Annotated in this window: 17 protein-coding genes; 6 read left to right on the top strand and 11 right to left on the bottom strand. The window is 67.5% G+C overall.

Annotated features, from left to right (window positions below):
- Positions 1 to 15: 15 nt before the first annotated feature.
- From QFZ41_RS09345 to QFZ41_RS09330, 4 genes are all read right to left on the bottom strand, one after another.
- Positions 16 to 351: a DUF2946 family protein gene (locus QFZ41_RS09345; protein ID WP_429200211.1), complete on the bottom strand. Its 336-nt coding sequence runs from the start codon at positions 349 to 351 to the stop codon at positions 16 to 18.
- Between the two features lie 138 nt (positions 352 to 489).
- Positions 490 to 2085 carry an MFS transporter gene (locus QFZ41_RS09340; RefSeq protein WP_429198506.1) on the bottom strand — a complete coding sequence of 532 codons (1596 nt, stop codon included), beginning with the start codon at positions 2083 to 2085 and terminating at the stop codon, positions 490 to 492.
- A complete protein-coding gene (locus tag QFZ41_RS09335; RefSeq protein WP_429198505.1) occupies positions 2082 to 3518 on the bottom strand; it encodes an efflux transporter outer membrane subunit in 1437 nt (478 codons plus the stop codon). Before QFZ41_RS09335 ends, QFZ41_RS09340 begins: the two co-directional genes overlap by 4 nt.
- Positions 3515 to 4507, bottom strand: a complete 993-nt coding sequence (locus tag QFZ41_RS09330) for an HlyD family secretion protein (protein ID WP_429198504.1) — start codon at positions 4505 to 4507, stop codon at positions 3515 to 3517. Before QFZ41_RS09330 ends, QFZ41_RS09335 begins: the two co-directional genes overlap by 4 nt.
- A 155-nt stretch (positions 4508 to 4662) precedes the next feature.
- Here QFZ41_RS09330 and modA point away from each other — a divergent pair, with 155 nt between their 5' ends.
- The 6 genes from modA (at position 4663) to QFZ41_RS09300 (ending at position 9701) form a co-directional block, all read left to right on the top strand.
- Entirely contained in the window at positions 4663 to 5412 is a 750-nt protein-coding gene (modA, locus tag QFZ41_RS09325) for a molybdate ABC transporter substrate-binding protein (protein ID WP_429198503.1), read from the top strand.
- Between the two features lie 5 nt (positions 5413 to 5417).
- Positions 5418 to 6092, top strand: coding sequence for a molybdate ABC transporter permease subunit (gene modB / locus QFZ41_RS09320; protein ID WP_429198502.1), 675 nt, complete (start codon positions 5418 to 5420; stop codon positions 6090 to 6092).
- On the top strand, positions 6089 to 6751 hold the full coding sequence (locus QFZ41_RS09315) for an ATP-binding cassette domain-containing protein (RefSeq protein ID WP_429198501.1): 663 nt from the start codon (positions 6089 to 6091) through the stop codon (positions 6749 to 6751). Before modB ends, QFZ41_RS09315 begins: the two co-directional genes overlap by 4 nt.
- Before the next feature lie 103 nt (positions 6752 to 6854).
- The gene (locus QFZ41_RS09310) at positions 6855 to 7799 is read left to right on the top strand and encodes a lysylphosphatidylglycerol synthase transmembrane domain-containing protein (protein ID WP_429198500.1); all 945 of its coding nucleotides are present in this window, start codon (positions 6855 to 6857) and stop codon (positions 7797 to 7799) included.
- The gene (locus tag QFZ41_RS09305; RefSeq protein WP_429198499.1) at positions 7796 to 9118 is read left to right on the top strand and encodes a serine hydrolase domain-containing protein; all 1323 of its coding nucleotides are present in this window, start codon (positions 7796 to 7798) and stop codon (positions 9116 to 9118) included. Before QFZ41_RS09310 ends, QFZ41_RS09305 begins: the two co-directional genes overlap by 4 nt.
- A gap of 106 nt (positions 9119 to 9224) precedes the next feature.
- A complete protein-coding gene (locus QFZ41_RS09300; RefSeq protein ID WP_429198498.1) occupies positions 9225 to 9701 on the top strand; it encodes a T6SS immunity protein Tdi1 domain-containing protein in 477 nt (158 codons plus the stop codon).
- Between the two features lie 7 nt (positions 9702 to 9708).
- On the opposite strand, the gene QFZ41_RS09295 is transcribed toward QFZ41_RS09300, so the two are convergent.
- From QFZ41_RS09295 to QFZ41_RS09265, 7 genes are all read right to left on the bottom strand, one after another.
- Positions 9709 to 10008 (bottom strand): type II toxin-antitoxin system RelE/ParE family toxin, encoded by a 300-nt coding sequence (locus QFZ41_RS09295; RefSeq protein WP_429198497.1) that lies wholly within the window; start codon positions 10006 to 10008, stop codon positions 9709 to 9711.
- Positions 10005 to 10280: a YlcI/YnfO family protein gene (locus QFZ41_RS09290; RefSeq protein WP_429198496.1), complete on the bottom strand. Its 276-nt coding sequence runs from the start codon at positions 10278 to 10280 to the stop codon at positions 10005 to 10007. The genes QFZ41_RS09295 and QFZ41_RS09290 overlap by 4 nt, the downstream gene beginning before the upstream one ends.
- Before the next feature lie 71 nt (positions 10281 to 10351).
- The gene (locus QFZ41_RS09285; protein WP_429198495.1) at positions 10352 to 11626 is read right to left on the bottom strand and encodes an RNA polymerase sigma factor; all 1275 of its coding nucleotides are present in this window, start codon (positions 11624 to 11626) and stop codon (positions 10352 to 10354) included.
- Between the two features lie 52 nt (positions 11627 to 11678).
- Positions 11679 to 12449, bottom strand: a complete 771-nt coding sequence (locus QFZ41_RS09280) for a YciI family protein (protein WP_429198494.1) — start codon at positions 12447 to 12449, stop codon at positions 11679 to 11681.
- Between the two features lie 10 nt (positions 12450 to 12459).
- Positions 12460 to 12912: a VOC family protein gene (locus tag QFZ41_RS09275; protein ID WP_429198493.1), complete on the bottom strand. Its 453-nt coding sequence runs from the start codon at positions 12910 to 12912 to the stop codon at positions 12460 to 12462.
- 22 nt (positions 12913 to 12934) lie between these two features.
- A complete protein-coding gene (locus QFZ41_RS09270) occupies positions 12935 to 13360 on the bottom strand; it encodes a YciI family protein (RefSeq protein ID WP_429198492.1) in 426 nt (141 codons plus the stop codon).
- A 92-nt stretch (positions 13361 to 13452) separates the two neighbouring features.
- Positions 13453 to 14487 (bottom strand): HWE histidine kinase domain-containing protein, encoded by a 1035-nt coding sequence (locus QFZ41_RS09265; protein WP_429198491.1) that lies wholly within the window; start codon positions 14485 to 14487, stop codon positions 13453 to 13455.
- Between the last annotated feature and the right edge of the window lie 165 nt (positions 14488 to 14652).

Genomic DNA, 14652 nt, shown 5'->3' with positions numbered 1-14652 from the left:
CGGGATCGGGAGCGATCAGGCGTGCGCGGCGGACGGCGGACCTCTGGGCGACGCATGGGCCGTGAGCAGCGCCACGCCGTGAAGGACGGCTGGCGACATGGCCGGTGACGGAACGGGCGGCACATGCACGTGGCCGATGAAGAACGACCCGGCAAGCGCGGGTTGCTGGGTGAACAGGGTGCAATACCCGCATGCCGCATCGAGACCGGCATCACGCGTGTCGTGCCCGTCGCCGTGGTGTTCGCCGGGGGCGCTTTCGCACCATGCGCCAAGATCGGGAAAGACGAAGACTTCCGCCGTCCGCGATACCGTCGGCGCGAGCGCGGTGAGCCAGACGGCGACGAGCGCCACCCATGCCAACCAGCTGCTTCTTGTCCGACCTCGACGCACCGGCGCGCCCCTATGTTGCAACCCTGGACATGGGTCCAGGGATCATCGCACGGCCGGCCGTGAAGGCCATGCGACACGGTGTCGCTGGCGCGCGAGTCCCTATGACGGGGGCAGGGGTGGCACGGCGGGCGCCGTGGCGATCACCGGCGGTTCGCGCAGCAACAACACCAGCGCCACGCCGAGCACCCCCACGCAGGAGGCGAGGAGAAAGCCGTCGAGGATGGACAGGGTGTACGCCTGCGCGCGGATCGTGGATGAAAGCAGCCCGGCGCCACGCGCCTCCGCCTCGCCCGCGCCCTGGCTGGCCGAGCCGACGACACGCGCATAGGCGGCGATGCGCTCGGCGGTGACGGGATCGTTGACCGTCACATGCTGGCCGATCAGGTTCGAATGCCATTGCTCCGCCTTGCGCGTGAACATGATCAACAGCGACGTGCCCAGTTCGCCACCGAATAACCGCGCCGTCTGGATGATCGCGCCGAACGTGATGCCATCGGTTGGCCCCACGTGATGGCCGAAGAAATAGATCACCGCGGTCAGTTCCAGTGTTTCGCCGACCGCCTGCAAGAGCAGCGCGAGGCTGAAATTACCTTCCACCCATTGCGAGGTGATGCCGGTCGCGAGAAGGAATCCCGCCGTGGCGATCGCGAAGCCCGTGCCGATGGCGAAGCGTGCATCGATCCGGTTGAGCAGCCACGCCACCGTGGGCGCGATGATCAATTGGGGCAACGCGACCCAGAGCAGCGCGTTGCCCACCTCCAGGGGGCGCAGGCCGCGTACCTGGATGAGGTAGTTCGCGACCAGCGTGTTGCTCGAGGTCACCAGGAAGCGGGTCGCGAGCACCAGCACGATGAGAACGAACACGTTGCGGCGGACCAGAAGGCCGAAATCCACGCTCGGCGTGTCCAGCGTCGACTCGTGCAACAGGAACAACCCCAGCAGCATGACGCCCGAGGCGAGCAGGGTGACGACCAGCGTGGAGGAAAACCAATCCAGGCGGTCGCCCTGGTCGAGGCCGATGAACACGAGGGTGAAACCGGAGGCGCCGATGAGCATGCCGCGGAAATCGCCGCCACGAAGGTATTCGCGATCGATGGGAAGGCGGCGCAGGCCGAACCAGTAAAGCGCGAACAAGGGAAACGCGACCACCGTGTTCTGCCAGAAGATCCAGTCCCAGGTCACGTGCTCGACATACCAGCCTTCCAGCGACGAGGCGACATTGAGGCCGAGGATGATGTTCATCGCGTACGCCGCCAGCCCCCACGGCCAGAGGTTGCGTGGCAGGCTGAGCAGGATGAACGATGCCGTCAACGGGATGAACGTGCCCGAGCCGAGGCCGGCGAAAACCTGCAACACAATGAGCGTGCGCAGGTCCGGCGAAAAGGGAATCAGGAACTCGGCCAGTCCATAGACGACGCAGCCCACCAGCAGCACACGCCGCGGCGTGAACGCGCGGCCGAGGAAGATCGCCAGCGGCCCGATCATCATCTGCGATGCCGAGAACGCCGTCGGTATCCATGCACCCTCGTCGAAGCCGGCGCCGATCGCCCCCCGCAGGTCGGCCAGGCCGATGGAGGTGAGGCGTGAGGTAAGCGTCGTGGCGACCGCGCCGACGAGCACGGCCACGATGCCCAGCCAGGGCAGGTTGGCGGGCTGCGCGGGAGTCGCGGTGGCGGTGCCGGCGACCGCGTTCATGGGGAATCCGGCGCGCTCGCCACCGGTTGCCTCGGCACGCTGTCGCCTTCCTGCCATCCACCGCCCAATGCCTTGATCAGCGACACCGCGGCGAGCAGTCGCTGCTGGTCGTTCTGGATCGCGGCGCGCTGGCTGGCCAGGGCCTGCCGCTCGGAATCCACCACCTCGAAGTAACCGGCGAGGCCACGGTCGTAACGGGAACGGGAGACTTTCGCCGTCGCGGTGGCGGCTTCCACCGTGGCATCGAGCGCCTCGCCACGCTCGCGCAACCAGCGCGTATCGCCGAGGGCGTCCTGCACTTCGCGGAAGGCGACGATGCCGCTTTGGCGCCAGTTCGCGAGCGCGCCGCGATAAGCCGCTTCCGCGGCTTGCAGGCGGGAGCGGTTGCGTCCGCCTTCGAAGATCGGCAGGTGCACGGACGGCCCGATCGACCATGCGCGGCTGTCGGCGGCGGTGAGGTCACCCAGGCCATTGCTGGCGACGCCGCCGGAGGCGGTGAGTTTCACCTGCGGAAAAAAGGCGGCTCGCGCCACGCCGATCCGCGCGCTCGCGGCGGCCAGCGATCGTTCGTTGCCCGCGACGTCAGGCCGCCGTTCGAGCAACGAGGAAGGCAATCCGGCGGGTACCTCGGGAACGTTCGGTATCCAGGGCCGGGGTGCCACCGAGAAATCCGGCGCGTGGCGCGCCTGGAGCACGGCCAGCGCGTGCTCCAGGTTGTCCCTCCGGCGGTGCGCGTCGGCGAGATCGGCGCGGGTCTGGGTCAGGTCGGCGCGCGCGCGGAGCACGTCGAGATCGCCGACGACGCCGGCGTGCGCACGCCGTTCCGCAAGATGCAGGGCATCCTCGCGCAGGCTCACCGTGCGCGCGAGCACGTCGATATCGCGGTCGGTGCTGCGCAGCGACAGGTAGGTCGACGCCGTGGTGGCCGCGAGGCTCAGGCGTAGCGCCGCCACCGCGTCGGCACCGCTTTCCACGTCCGCGCCGGCGGCCTCCACGCTACGCCGCACGCGGCCCCAGAGGTCCACCTCGTACGCGACATCGACCGGCACGCGCCAGAGCGTGGTTTCGAGTTCGGGCAGCCGGTTCGATACGTTGCCCGAGGTGCGTCCGCGTGCGAAGGCGGGATCGAGGGCGACATCGGGAAATTCGTCGGCCCGCGCGACGCCGAGCAGGGCACGGCTCTGGTCGTAGCGGGCCAGCGCCACGGCCAGGTCCTGGTTCGCGGCGAGGGCCGCTTCCACGTGACGGCCCAGCTCCTCGTCACCGAACAGGCTCCACCATGCGTCCGGCAACACGGCGGCCGGCACGGAGGACGCGGGGGCATCGCGCCAGCGGGCGGGAGAGGACACATTCGGACGCCGGTAGTCGGGGCCGACCACGCAACCGCCCAGGTCGAGGGCGAGGATCGCCAGCAGGAACGGCCGCGCCTTCATGGCGCTTTTTCCCCTTCGCCGCGGATCTTCACGACGGTCGACAGCCCGGGCGCCAGCCGCTCGCGATAACGGCCGAGGTCTTCCGCGGAGAAGAGGATCTTCACCGGCACGCGCTGCACCACCTTGGTGAAGTTGCCGGTGGCGTTATCAGGCGGAAGCAAGGCGAACTGTGAACCGGAGGCCGGAGAAAGACTGTCCAGATGGCCGATGAAGGTCACGCCGGGAATCGCGTCGACCGTCATGCGCGCCTCGGTGCCGCGGTGCATGCCGTGCAGCTGGGTTTCCTTGAAGTTGGCGACCACCCATACCTCGTCGGAGACGATGGAGAGCAGGGTCTGGCCCGCGTTGACGCGGGCGCCGACCTCGACGGTGCGACGTCCGACGTAGCCACTGACCGCAGCGGTCACGCGCGTGTATCCGTAGGCAAGCGAGGCGTCGTGCAACGAGGCATCCGCGGTGGCGACTTGCGCCTTGGCCGATTCGCGGGCGGCGAGCGCGGCTACTTTGCGCGCGCCGGCGCTGGCACGGTTGGCCACGGCCGAGTCGGCGGCGGCCTTGGCCGCGTCGTATTCCTGTTGCGAGACGCCGCGTGGCGTCTCGTTCACGAGCTCGCCCGTGCGCCGCAGGTCCAGCGCGGTCTTCCGAACGCTCGCCTCGGCGGCGACGATGGACGCCTCCGCCTCGGCGATCTGCGCCTCCGCGCTGGCCAGCTGGCCCTTCGCCCGGTCGATCTCCGCCCGCGCCTGCTCCACGCGCACGTCGAAGTCGCGCGTATCCAGCTCCAGCAACACGTCGCCGGCTTTCACGTGCTGGTTGTCGTTCACCCGCAGCGTCTGCACGGTGCCGGTGACACGCGGGGCCACGGGATGGATGCGCCCGGTCACGTAGGCATCGGTGGTCGTTTCCGTGCGGTCCAGCCAGAAGAACAGGAGCACCGCCAGCGTGCCGAGCACCAGCAGTCCCCCGATGATGCGCAGCGCGTGTTTCATGCGGGCCCCTTCCACCCTCGATACAGCGCCCAAACTGCCATCGATGGCCACGGGTGGCTTGGCGATTCCTGCGCGGACGCGTCGGGTGGAATGTCATTGACCGACCGCCATGCAGGTTCCTATATTGCGGTGACCCACGTCCGGACCCCCTCCTCATGCGCCTTCGGCCGTTCGTCGCCGCGCTGTTCTTTCTTGCCGGCCCGGTCAGCGCGACCGCCGCCGAGCTCGTCGTATCGGCGGCCGCCAGCCTGACCGACGCCTTCCGGGCGGTGGGCAAGGCCTATGAGGACAGGCATCCGGAGACGCGTGTCATCCTCAATTTCGCCGCCTCGGACGTGTTGCTGCGCCAGATCTCTAACGGCGCCCCGGCCGATGTGTTCGCCTCCGCCGACCAGGCGGCCATGGACAAGGCCGTGGCGGCCGGTGCCGTGGATCCGGCCACGCGGAGGGACTTCGCCAGCAACCGGCTCGTCCTGGTCGTGCCGAAGGATGGCCGGGTGCGCGTGACCTCGGTGGCCGGTTTGCGGGACCCGGCGGTAAAGCGTGTGGCCTATGGCGATCCGGCGTCCGTGCCTGCGGGCCGCTACACCAGGTCGGCCCTGGAACATCAGGGGCTGTGGGACACGGTGTCGGCAAAGGGCGTGCTGGCGCAGAACGTGCGCCAGGGACTGGACTATGTGGCCCGGGGAGAGGTCGATGCCGGTTTCGTTTTCGCCACCGATGCCTCGATCATGAGGGACAAGGTGCACGTGGCGGCCATCGTGCCCATGCCTGTACCGATCACCTATCCGATCGCCATCGTCGCGGGTTCGAAACAGGCGGCCGAGGCAGGCCGGTTCGAGGCGTTCGTGCAATCGGCCGAAGGACGGGCGATCCTCGCCGGCTTCGGTTTCCAGGCTCCCTGAGGCCCGTGGGCGCGGTCTGGATTCCCCTCGCGCTTTCACTCAAGGTCGCGCTGTGGGCGACCGCGATCAATCTCGTCCTCGGCGTGGCCGTGGCCTTTGGCCTCTCGCGCTGGCGTTCACATGCGCGTGAACTGGTCGATTCGATCCTGACCTTGCCGCTGGTGTTGCCCCCCACGGTGCTGGGCTATTACCTGCTCGTATTGCTCGGCCGCCGCGGCGTGTTCGGCGAATGGCTGGACCGCCTCGGCATCCAGCTCGTCTTCACCTGGCAGGGCGCGGTGATCGCCTCCACCCTGGTCGCATTCCCGCTGGTGCAGAAAGCCGCGCGCGCGGCTTTCGAGGCGGTCGATCCACAGATGGAAGACGCCGCGAGGGTGCTGGGCCTGCGCGAGGCGGCGGTGTTCTTCCGTGTATCGCTGCCGCTGGCCGCGCGGGGCATCACGGCCGGCGCTCTGCTCGCTTTCGCCCGTGCATTGGGTGAATTCGGCGCGACGTTGATGATCGCCGGCAATCTTCCCGGGCGGACGCAAACCTTGTCCGTCGCGATCTACGCCGCGGTGCAGGCGGGCGACGATCGCTCCGCGGGCATCATGGTGGCGGTCACGTCGGTGACGTGCGTCGCCGCCCTGCTGCTTGCCGGCTGGCTGGCGCCCGCTCACCTGCGGCGGACGCGCCCATGAGCGTCGACGTCGCCATTCGCACGACGCTGCGCGCCGACGACCGGCACTTCGACCTGGACGTGAGCTTCGTGTCGGAGCACCGGCGTATCGTCATCTACGGCCCCTCCGGTGCGGGCAAGAGCCTGACCTTGCGCACGATGGCCGGCCTGCTCACGCCGGACGCGGGCCATGTCCGCGTCGACGGGCGCACGCTGCTGGACGTCGCGGCGGGTGTGAATCTGCCGGCGCGCGACCGCGAAGTGGCGTATGTGTTCCAGGATTACGCCCTGTTCCCGCACCTCACTGTCGCGCAGAACATCGGCTTCGGGCTGGCGCGCGGTTGGCTCAATCCGCGCCGCCGCGCCCACGACGACCGCGTGCGCCGCTGGATCGAGACGTTCGAACTGCCGGTCGTCGCCGATAGCTATCCGGTGCGCATCTCCGGTGGGCAGCGCCAACGTGTCGCGCTGGCACGCGCCCTGGCGGCCGAACCGCGCCTCGTGCTGCTCGACGAACCGTTCGCGGCGCTGGACCCCGCGCTGCGTGGCCGCATGCGCGCGGAACTGATGGCGTTGCAGGCGCGCCTCGACCTGCAGCTGCTGGTGATCACGCACGATCCGGCCGACGTGGAGGCGATGGACGGCCACACGATCGAAGTGCGCGACGGCCGCGTCGTCTAACGCCGCGTCATTCGGTCACGCCGAGGATGAACGACGAGGGCCCTCCTCGTGGGATGATGCCCGCCGTTCATGGGCGATCGCCCGATGGGGTGAGAGTGCAGCAGTGACGGATAACGACAAGAAGCGGTCCCCGAAGGCGATCGTCGCGTGGCTGGCGAAGCACGTGCTGATGGTGGCGATACTCGGCGTCGCCGCGTTCCTCCTGCACCGGTACATCGCGCGCATGGCCTGGCACGACGTGCGCAACGCCGTCGACCGGATTCCCGGCTGGCATGTCGCGGGCTCCGTCGCCGCGGCCTTGCTGAGCTGGGCCTGCCTCACCGCCTACGACGTCTTCGCCATCGAGACGGTGGTGCCGGGCAAGGTATCGATGCGCATGAAGATCTTCGCTGGCGCGACCACGCATGCGATCTGCAACGCCCTCGGGTTCCACGCGATCACCGGCACGGCGTTGCGTTATCGCATCCTGTCGACACGAGGCGTGAGCGCACCCGATGTGGCGCGCATCGTCGGATTGGTCGGTTTCGCCGTGGCCATGGGTTTCGCCGCCGTGACCGCCATCGCGCTGATGCTGGAGCCGTCGATAGCTCACGGCTGGGGGCGTTGGCTGGGTGCGGCGCTGGTGAGCCTCTTCGTCCTCTTGCTGCGTTGGCTGGCCGGCAAGCACGACGAACTGCGAGTCTGGAAGTTCAGCACGCCCGTGCCCTCGGCACGCTCGGCCGGGGCACAGATCGTCATCGGCGTGGTCGAGATGATCGGCGCCATCGCCGCCATGTACCTGCTGCTTCCCACCGAGGTCGCGGGCAGCTTCCTCGACTTCGCGCCGATCTACGTCGGTGCGATCATCGCCGGCATCGTCAGCAATACACCGGGCGGGATCGGCGCGTTCGAAGCGCTGACGCTGGCGGCCTTTCCGCAGGAGCAGCGTGCCCAGGTCCTGGCGGCCTTGCTGGCGTATCGCGTGATCTACGGCCTCGGGCCGCTGGCGATCGCTTCGCTCGCACTGGGCGCCTTCGAACTCCGCCGCCGCACGAGGAAAGCCTTGTGAGCCGCCTTTCCCGCAATCGGTGGGAGCTTGGCTTGTCCGCGATCGTGCAGGCTCGGTGGGAGCCGACCCTGTCGGCGATGGGTGCTTGCGGGAAACTGGCCCGCTGCCGCGGGATCGCCGACAAGGTCGGCTCCCTCCTGTTCGGCTCCTACCCATGGCGGCGGCTCCCACCGGGCCTTGGGTCGTTGCTTGTCCTCATGTTCCTTGCCGGATGCGCGGCGCCGCATGCTCGCCGTACCGACGTGCTGTTCTGGAACCAGCCGCAGCGCGAAGCGGCGTTCCGCACGATGGAAACGCATTACGCGAGCAACGTGGTGCGGCACGGCAAGGCGCATCCGCTAGCCGTGGGCACGCTGCTGTCGCCGCGCTTCGAAGACGGTTCGACGCTCGAAAGTTACATGGCCGCCCACCACGTGGCGGGTGTCATGGTGGTCGAGGATGGTCGTGTACGCCTTGAACGCTATGGCCTCGGTGCCGGTCCAGCTACCCGCTGGACTTCGTTTTCCGTGGCCAAGTCGTTCACCTCCACCCTGGTCGGCGCCGCCTTGCGCGATGGCGCGATACATGGTCTCGACGACAAGGTGACGCGCTACATCCCCGAACTGGCCGCGGGTGCCTATCGCGACGTGACGATACGGCAACTGCTTTCGATGACCTCGGGTGTGCGCTGGAACGAGGACTATGCCGATCCGAAGTCGGATGTGGCGATGATGTACGAAGGGGCGCGACAGCCCGGCGTTCCTTTGCTGGTCTCGTACATGGCACGGTTGCCTCGCGAGTTCGCGCCTGGCGAACGCTGGGTATACAAGACGGGTGAGACGGACTTGATCGGCATCCTGGTCACCCGGGCGACCGGCAAGACGCTGGCGGCATACCTTTCCGAGAAAATCTGGAAGCCCTATGGCATGGCCGCCGATGCGTTGTGGCTGAAGGACGATGTAGACGGCACGGAGGCCGGAGGCTCCGGCGTGTCCGCCACCTTGGGCGACTACGCGCGGCTAGGCCAGTTCCTGCTCGACCGCGGCATCGCCGACGGCAAGTCCGTGCTGGCCGATGGCTGGCTCGACGACGCCACGCGCTCGCACGCCGGCATCGGCGTTAAGGGCCGTGGCTACGGCTACCAGTGGTGGACGTACGACGATGGCAGCTTCGAAGGCATCGGCATCTTCGGCCAGTTGTTGCACGTCGATCCGAAGCGGCACCTCGTCATCGTGCAACTGGCGGCGTGGCCCGTGGCGACGGACGAGGCCCAGGCCAACGCGCGGGCCGCCTTCGTGCGCGCGGTGAACCGCGCCGTGGACGACGTGCCGGGCCGCTGAATCCCACTCGGATGCAGAGGGGTTCACACGGAACGGCTCTTCCCAACTTGCTTCCCGGACTTCCGGAAGAACCCTAAAATGGCGGCCCCGATCAAAAGGCGCCCCCATGGCCCTCTCCTGGAACGACCTCATCTGCACGCCGGACAAGGACGCCATCGACGCGCTCGCCGAATCCTGGCGCTGGCGCATCGGCGACGCCTTCACGCCTCTGCTGTTCACCGCGCTGGGTGACATGTTCTACGAAGCCGACGAAGGTGGCATCTTCTGGCTCAACACGGGGACGGCCGAGATCGAGCGCGTCGCGGAGAGCGTTCCCGGGTTCAACAACCTGCTGCGCGAGGAGGTCGCCGAAGACTGGCTGTTGCCACCACTGGTCGAAGCGCTGATCGAAGCGGGAAAGACCCGGGCGGAAGGCGAGTGCTACACCTACGTCACCTTGCCGGTCTTCGCCGAGGGCGAATACACGGTCGAGAACCTGAACCCGGTGTCGGCCAGGGAGCACTTCGAGCTGACCGGTTCGGTACTACAGCAGTTGCAGGACGTGCCCGACGGCACCAACGTCAAGATCGACATCACGCATTGAGCGCTGATCAGGCGAAGTAGTCGTCTTCGCGTTGGTGGCGGATGGCGACGATCGCCACGTGTTCCTTGCCGATATGGAAAAGCGCCACGTAGCCGTGGGCGCCGAAAGGAATCACGAGTTCGCGGAGGAAGGGATGGTTCGCCTCCGCCTTGCGGCAGGTATAGGGAAATTCCTCGAGGATCCGCACGGCGCGCACGAGCGTCGCGAGCGCCCGTTCGGCCAGGTCCGGATCGTGGCCGGCGAGGAAGTCGGTGAAGCGGAGGAGGTCGGATCGCGCGCCATCCGTGTAGCGAACCTCGTAAGTCATTCCTTTCCTTTCTTTCGTCGCGCGGCGGCGATTCGCTCGGCGGCCTCCTTATGTATGCTCTGCGCGGCGTGATAGATGCCGGTCCGCTCCGCCTGCGCCAGTGAGGCAAGGCCACGGGCAACGAATTCGCGCTGCATGGTTCGACGCTCGATGGCTTCCGCCATGGCGGTCTCGACGAAGGCGGACAGGGTTTCCTCCTTGCCGAGGACATCCTCGGCTTTCTCCCGGAAGGCGGGCTCCACGCGGATCGAAGGAATGGTGGCGGTCTTCATGGCGCGCTCCTGCATTGCATTTGCGATGCAGGCTAACACGGTTCGGGAAGGCGCGCACGGTCGCGCGGGGTTCAACCTGGTATCGAGGTCGTGCAGGCCCGGGCCCGTGATTCGAGCAGGACGCGTTCGCGTTCGTTCCGCGTCATGCGCGCCGCGCGTAGGAACGCTTCGCGGGCGTCGCCCATGCGGCCGAGGCGGAACAGAAGGTCGCCATGCACGCTGGGCAACAGGTGATAGTCGCGCAGCGACGGCTCGCCGATCAGCGCCTCGACGATGGGCAGGGCCGCCTCGGGCCCCTCGGACATCGACACGGCCACCGCGCGGTTGAGTTCAACGACAGGCGAAGGCACGACCTCGACCAGCTCGGCGTACAACGCGGCGATGCGCGGCCAGTCGGTATCGCCGGCACGCGTGGCGCGTGCATGGCAGGCCGCGATGGCGGCTTGCAGCGCGTAGGGGCCATGCGCGCCGCCCAGGCGCTCGGCGCGTTCCAACGCGGTGAGGCCGCGCCCGATCAACAGGCGGTCCCAGCGGTGCCGGTCCTGGTCGAGCAACAGGATCGGCTGCCCGTCCGGACCGGTACGTGCGCCTGCGCGGGAGGCCTGGATTTCCATGAGCGCCACCAGCCCATGGACTTCCGCTTCGCCAGGCATCAGTTCGGCGAGGATGCGGCCCAGCCGCTGCGCTTCATCGCAGAGCGCGGGACGCATCCAGTCGCCACCGGTGGTGGCGGCGTATCCCTCGTTGAAGATCAGGTAGAGAACGCGCAGCACCGACGCGAGCCTCTCCTTCAGGGCGTCGCCGCGAGGCACCTCGTAGGCCACGGCTTCATCCGCCAGGCTACGCTTGGCCCGCACGATGCGCTGGGCGACCGTGGCCTCGGGAACGAGAAACGCGCGTGCGATCTCGTCGGTGGTCAGTCCGCCGAGCAGGCGAAGCGTCAACGCCACGCGCGCCTCGATCGACAGCGCCGGATGGCAGGCGGTGAAGATCAACCGCAGCATGTCGTCGCCGATGTCGTCGTCGAGCGCGTCGATCAGCCGGTCGTCGTCCGACTCGAGCAGACCTTCCATATCCTTGCCAAGGGCTTCGAGCTTGCGGCCGGCCATGCGTTCCCGCCGGATGCGATCCACGGCGCGGTGCTTCGCCGCCTGGGTCAGCCACGCGCCGGGATTGCGCGGCACGCCTTCACGCGGCCACTGCTCCAGGGCGGAAACGAGCGCGTCCTGGGCCAGTTCCTCGGCGAGATCGAGGTCGCGCACCATGCGCGCGACCGTGGCGATCAGGCGAGGCGACTCGATCTTCCAGATCGCATCGATGGCGCGATGGGTGTCGTGTTTCGTCATGGCCACGCATGACAGCACCCGCCGTCATGCGTGGCAAGCCGCGTTGCGGCAATCAGGACGCCACGGGCATCAGTTCTTCCATGCGGTAGAGCTCGCGGATTTCCAGCCGGGCGTCGTTGCCGTCGGGGAACGGATAGCTTTCCGCCCAGGCGATGACATCGTCGAGGCTATCGACGCGAAGCACCCAGAACCCGGCGACCATCTCCTTGATCTCGGCGAACGGGCCGTCGAACACCGTGGGCTTGCCCTTGCCGAAGCGCACCCGCTTGGCATGGCGGCTGGACGACAGGCCGTGTCCCGCGATGAGGAAGCCCGCCTCGTGCCCTGCGCGGTTGGCCTCGGTCATGCGGCCAAGAATCTCCGGGCCCGGGTCCCAATCGGTTTCGCTGCGTTCGTTCGCCTTCAACATCACGATGTAGCGGGACATGGGCGAGTCCGCTTCGCTGGGATCGCCGAAACCGCCCAGGCCGCCGGGGCAGCCGATCGGGCGGATGTCCACCACGGCGTCGCCGTGCGCATCTTCCGCCGGCCAGCCTTTCACCCAATCCACGGCTTCATCCATCGACTCCGCCTCGATGATGCTGATACCGGCGACCAGCTCCTTCGTTTCAGTGAACGGGCCGTCCTGTATGACGGCCTTCCGGTCTGGTCCGAAGGTCACGCGTACGCCTTCCCGGCTGGGTTTCAAACCTTCGCCGGCGAGGAAACGGCCGTCTGCGGCAAGCGTGTCCACATAGTCGCCCATCGCCTCGATGAGCTCGCGCGTGGGGCGCACGCCGGCTTCACTATCGCTGTCCGCCTTGCGGATGATCAGGAATCGCATGGTTGGCTCCTCACGGGCTTGGCTTGTCGCCGGCGTTGATCATCCAGGGCACCCCGAACTGGTCCTTGAACATGGCGAAACCGTTGGCCCAGAAGGTCTCGCCATAGGGCATCTGCACCTTGCCCTTCTCCGAGAGCGCCTCGTACACCTTGCGGCCTTCCTCCACGTCGGTGAAGCCGAGGGTGATGGTGACGCCCTGGATGCCGTTCTGGGAATCGTCGGGGCTGTCCGACCCCATGATCATCTGGTCCCCGACGACCAGGTTCACGTGCATGACCTTCTCGCCCATGGCCGCGAGCGCTTCCGGCGTCATGCCGCCGCAGCCGTCGTTGGCGGCGCCTTCCTGTGGAGGCATGTCCTTGAATCGATGCAATTCGCCGATCTTGCCGCCAAGCGCCTTCTCATAGAATCGGAAGGCCGCTTCGCAGGTGCCGTTGAAAAAGAGGTAAGGCTGGATCTTCATGACGAACTCCGTCTGTCGTGGGTCAATGGTGTGAGGCGAGTTCGGCGCGCAGGCGCTCTTCCTGGACGCGTGCTTCCGGGGTGAACTCGGCACCGAAATCCTCCGCCTCGAAGATGCGGCGGATCTCGATTTCGGATTCCCCTTCGAAGGGGTTGGGTGCGCGCTTCACCCACTCGATCGCCTCGTCGAGCGAGCGCACCTGGATGAGCCAGAAACCGGCGATGAGTTCACGGGTTTCCGCGAAGGGGCCGTCGACGACGTCGCGGCGATCGCCGGAAAAACGCACACGGGCGCCCTTGCTACTGGGGTGGAGGCCCTCCCCGGCGAGCATGACGCCGGCCCGGACGAGTTCCTCGTTGTAATTGCCCATGGCCGTGAGCAGTTCCTCGCTCGGCATCTGGCCGGCTTCGGAAGCCTCGGTCGCCCTTACGATCACCATGAAACGCATCGCCGTTCTCCTTGCTGGTCACCGGAAAGGACTCCCGGCGTTCATGGAGACGTCGATTGTGGACCGGCGGTATCGACAAGGGCGACCGACATTTATTCAACAGGGGGCGTCTTGCCCGGCATGGGGTGCCCGGGTGGTCCCACCGGAGCCTCGAAAACGGCGCGGACGCCATCCTGCTCGAACCGGACGGACGCCTCCCCGCGCGTGGGGCCGCCCAGCACCCGCTCGATGAACCGCGTGCCGAATCCACGGCGCATGGGTGTCGCCACCGGCGGGCCGCCGCGCTCTTTCCATTCCAGCCGCGCTTTCGCTGCGCCGGGTGTCCCGACCAGCGACCACTCGATGGTCACTGTGCCCGACGATGTGGAAAGCGCGCCGTACTTGGAGGCATTGGTCAGGAGTTCATGGACGGCCATGGCCATCGCCACGGCGGCTTCCGGCTCTAGTGCCAGGGGCGGTCCCTCCAAGGCGATCCTGGCGTCGCCGGGATCGTGCGGCGCGACCGCGGCTTCGATCACCCCGCGCACGGTCAGGTCGGCGTGCGAGGGATCGAGCAGCAGGTCCTGCGCACGGGCCATGGCCCGCAGCCGGTTGCTGAAGGCGCTCATCGAAACCTCCACCGGGCGGTCGTCGCTGAAACTCTGCATGGCCATGGCCTGGACCACGGCGAGGAGGTTCTTCATGCGATGGTTGAGGTCGTTGATGACGATGCGCTGCGCGCGCTCGGCGTCGCGATGGCTGGAGACATCGACGCAGCTGCCCCAATAGCCGGCGAACTTCCCGCCACGATGGAAGGGCGCGCCATTATCCAGTAGCCAGCGGTACTGGCCGTCGTGCCGGAGCAGGCGGTACTCCATCGAGAACGGCCTGCGCGCGTCGAACGCATCCACATAGGTGTCGAGGCAGCGTTCCAGGTCGTCGGGATGGACGCCGGATGCCCAGCCCTCGCCGATCTCCGCGGACATGTCGCGGCCGGTGTAGTCGAGCCAGGGCTTGTTGAACCAGTCGCACAGCTTGTCCGGCCCCGAACGCCAGATCATGATCGGCGCGAAATCCGCCAACTCACGAAACTCGTGGTCGCCCGTGGCGATCGCCCTCTCGATCGAACCGGTCGCGTCGTCGTTCATAGATTCACGTTGTCGGCGAATGCCCCGACCATAGCGCAATCTTCACGCCCGTTACATGCCGTTACGCGGCTTGCGTGAGGCGGGTCACGTCGCGCCGGGCGGGTGGTCATTTTCAGAATCCTTCTATTGCAAAGCGTTGCTCCGCCGTGGCGCGCCCCGAAAAGT

Origin of the sequence: Luteibacter sp. W1I16 (assembly GCF_050434905.1) — a bacterium.
GTDB lineage: Bacteria > Pseudomonadota > Gammaproteobacteria > Xanthomonadales > Rhodanobacteraceae > Luteibacter.
The sequence above is the reverse complement of the archived record's forward strand: the minus strand, read 5'-3'. Positions and strand labels throughout refer to the sequence as shown.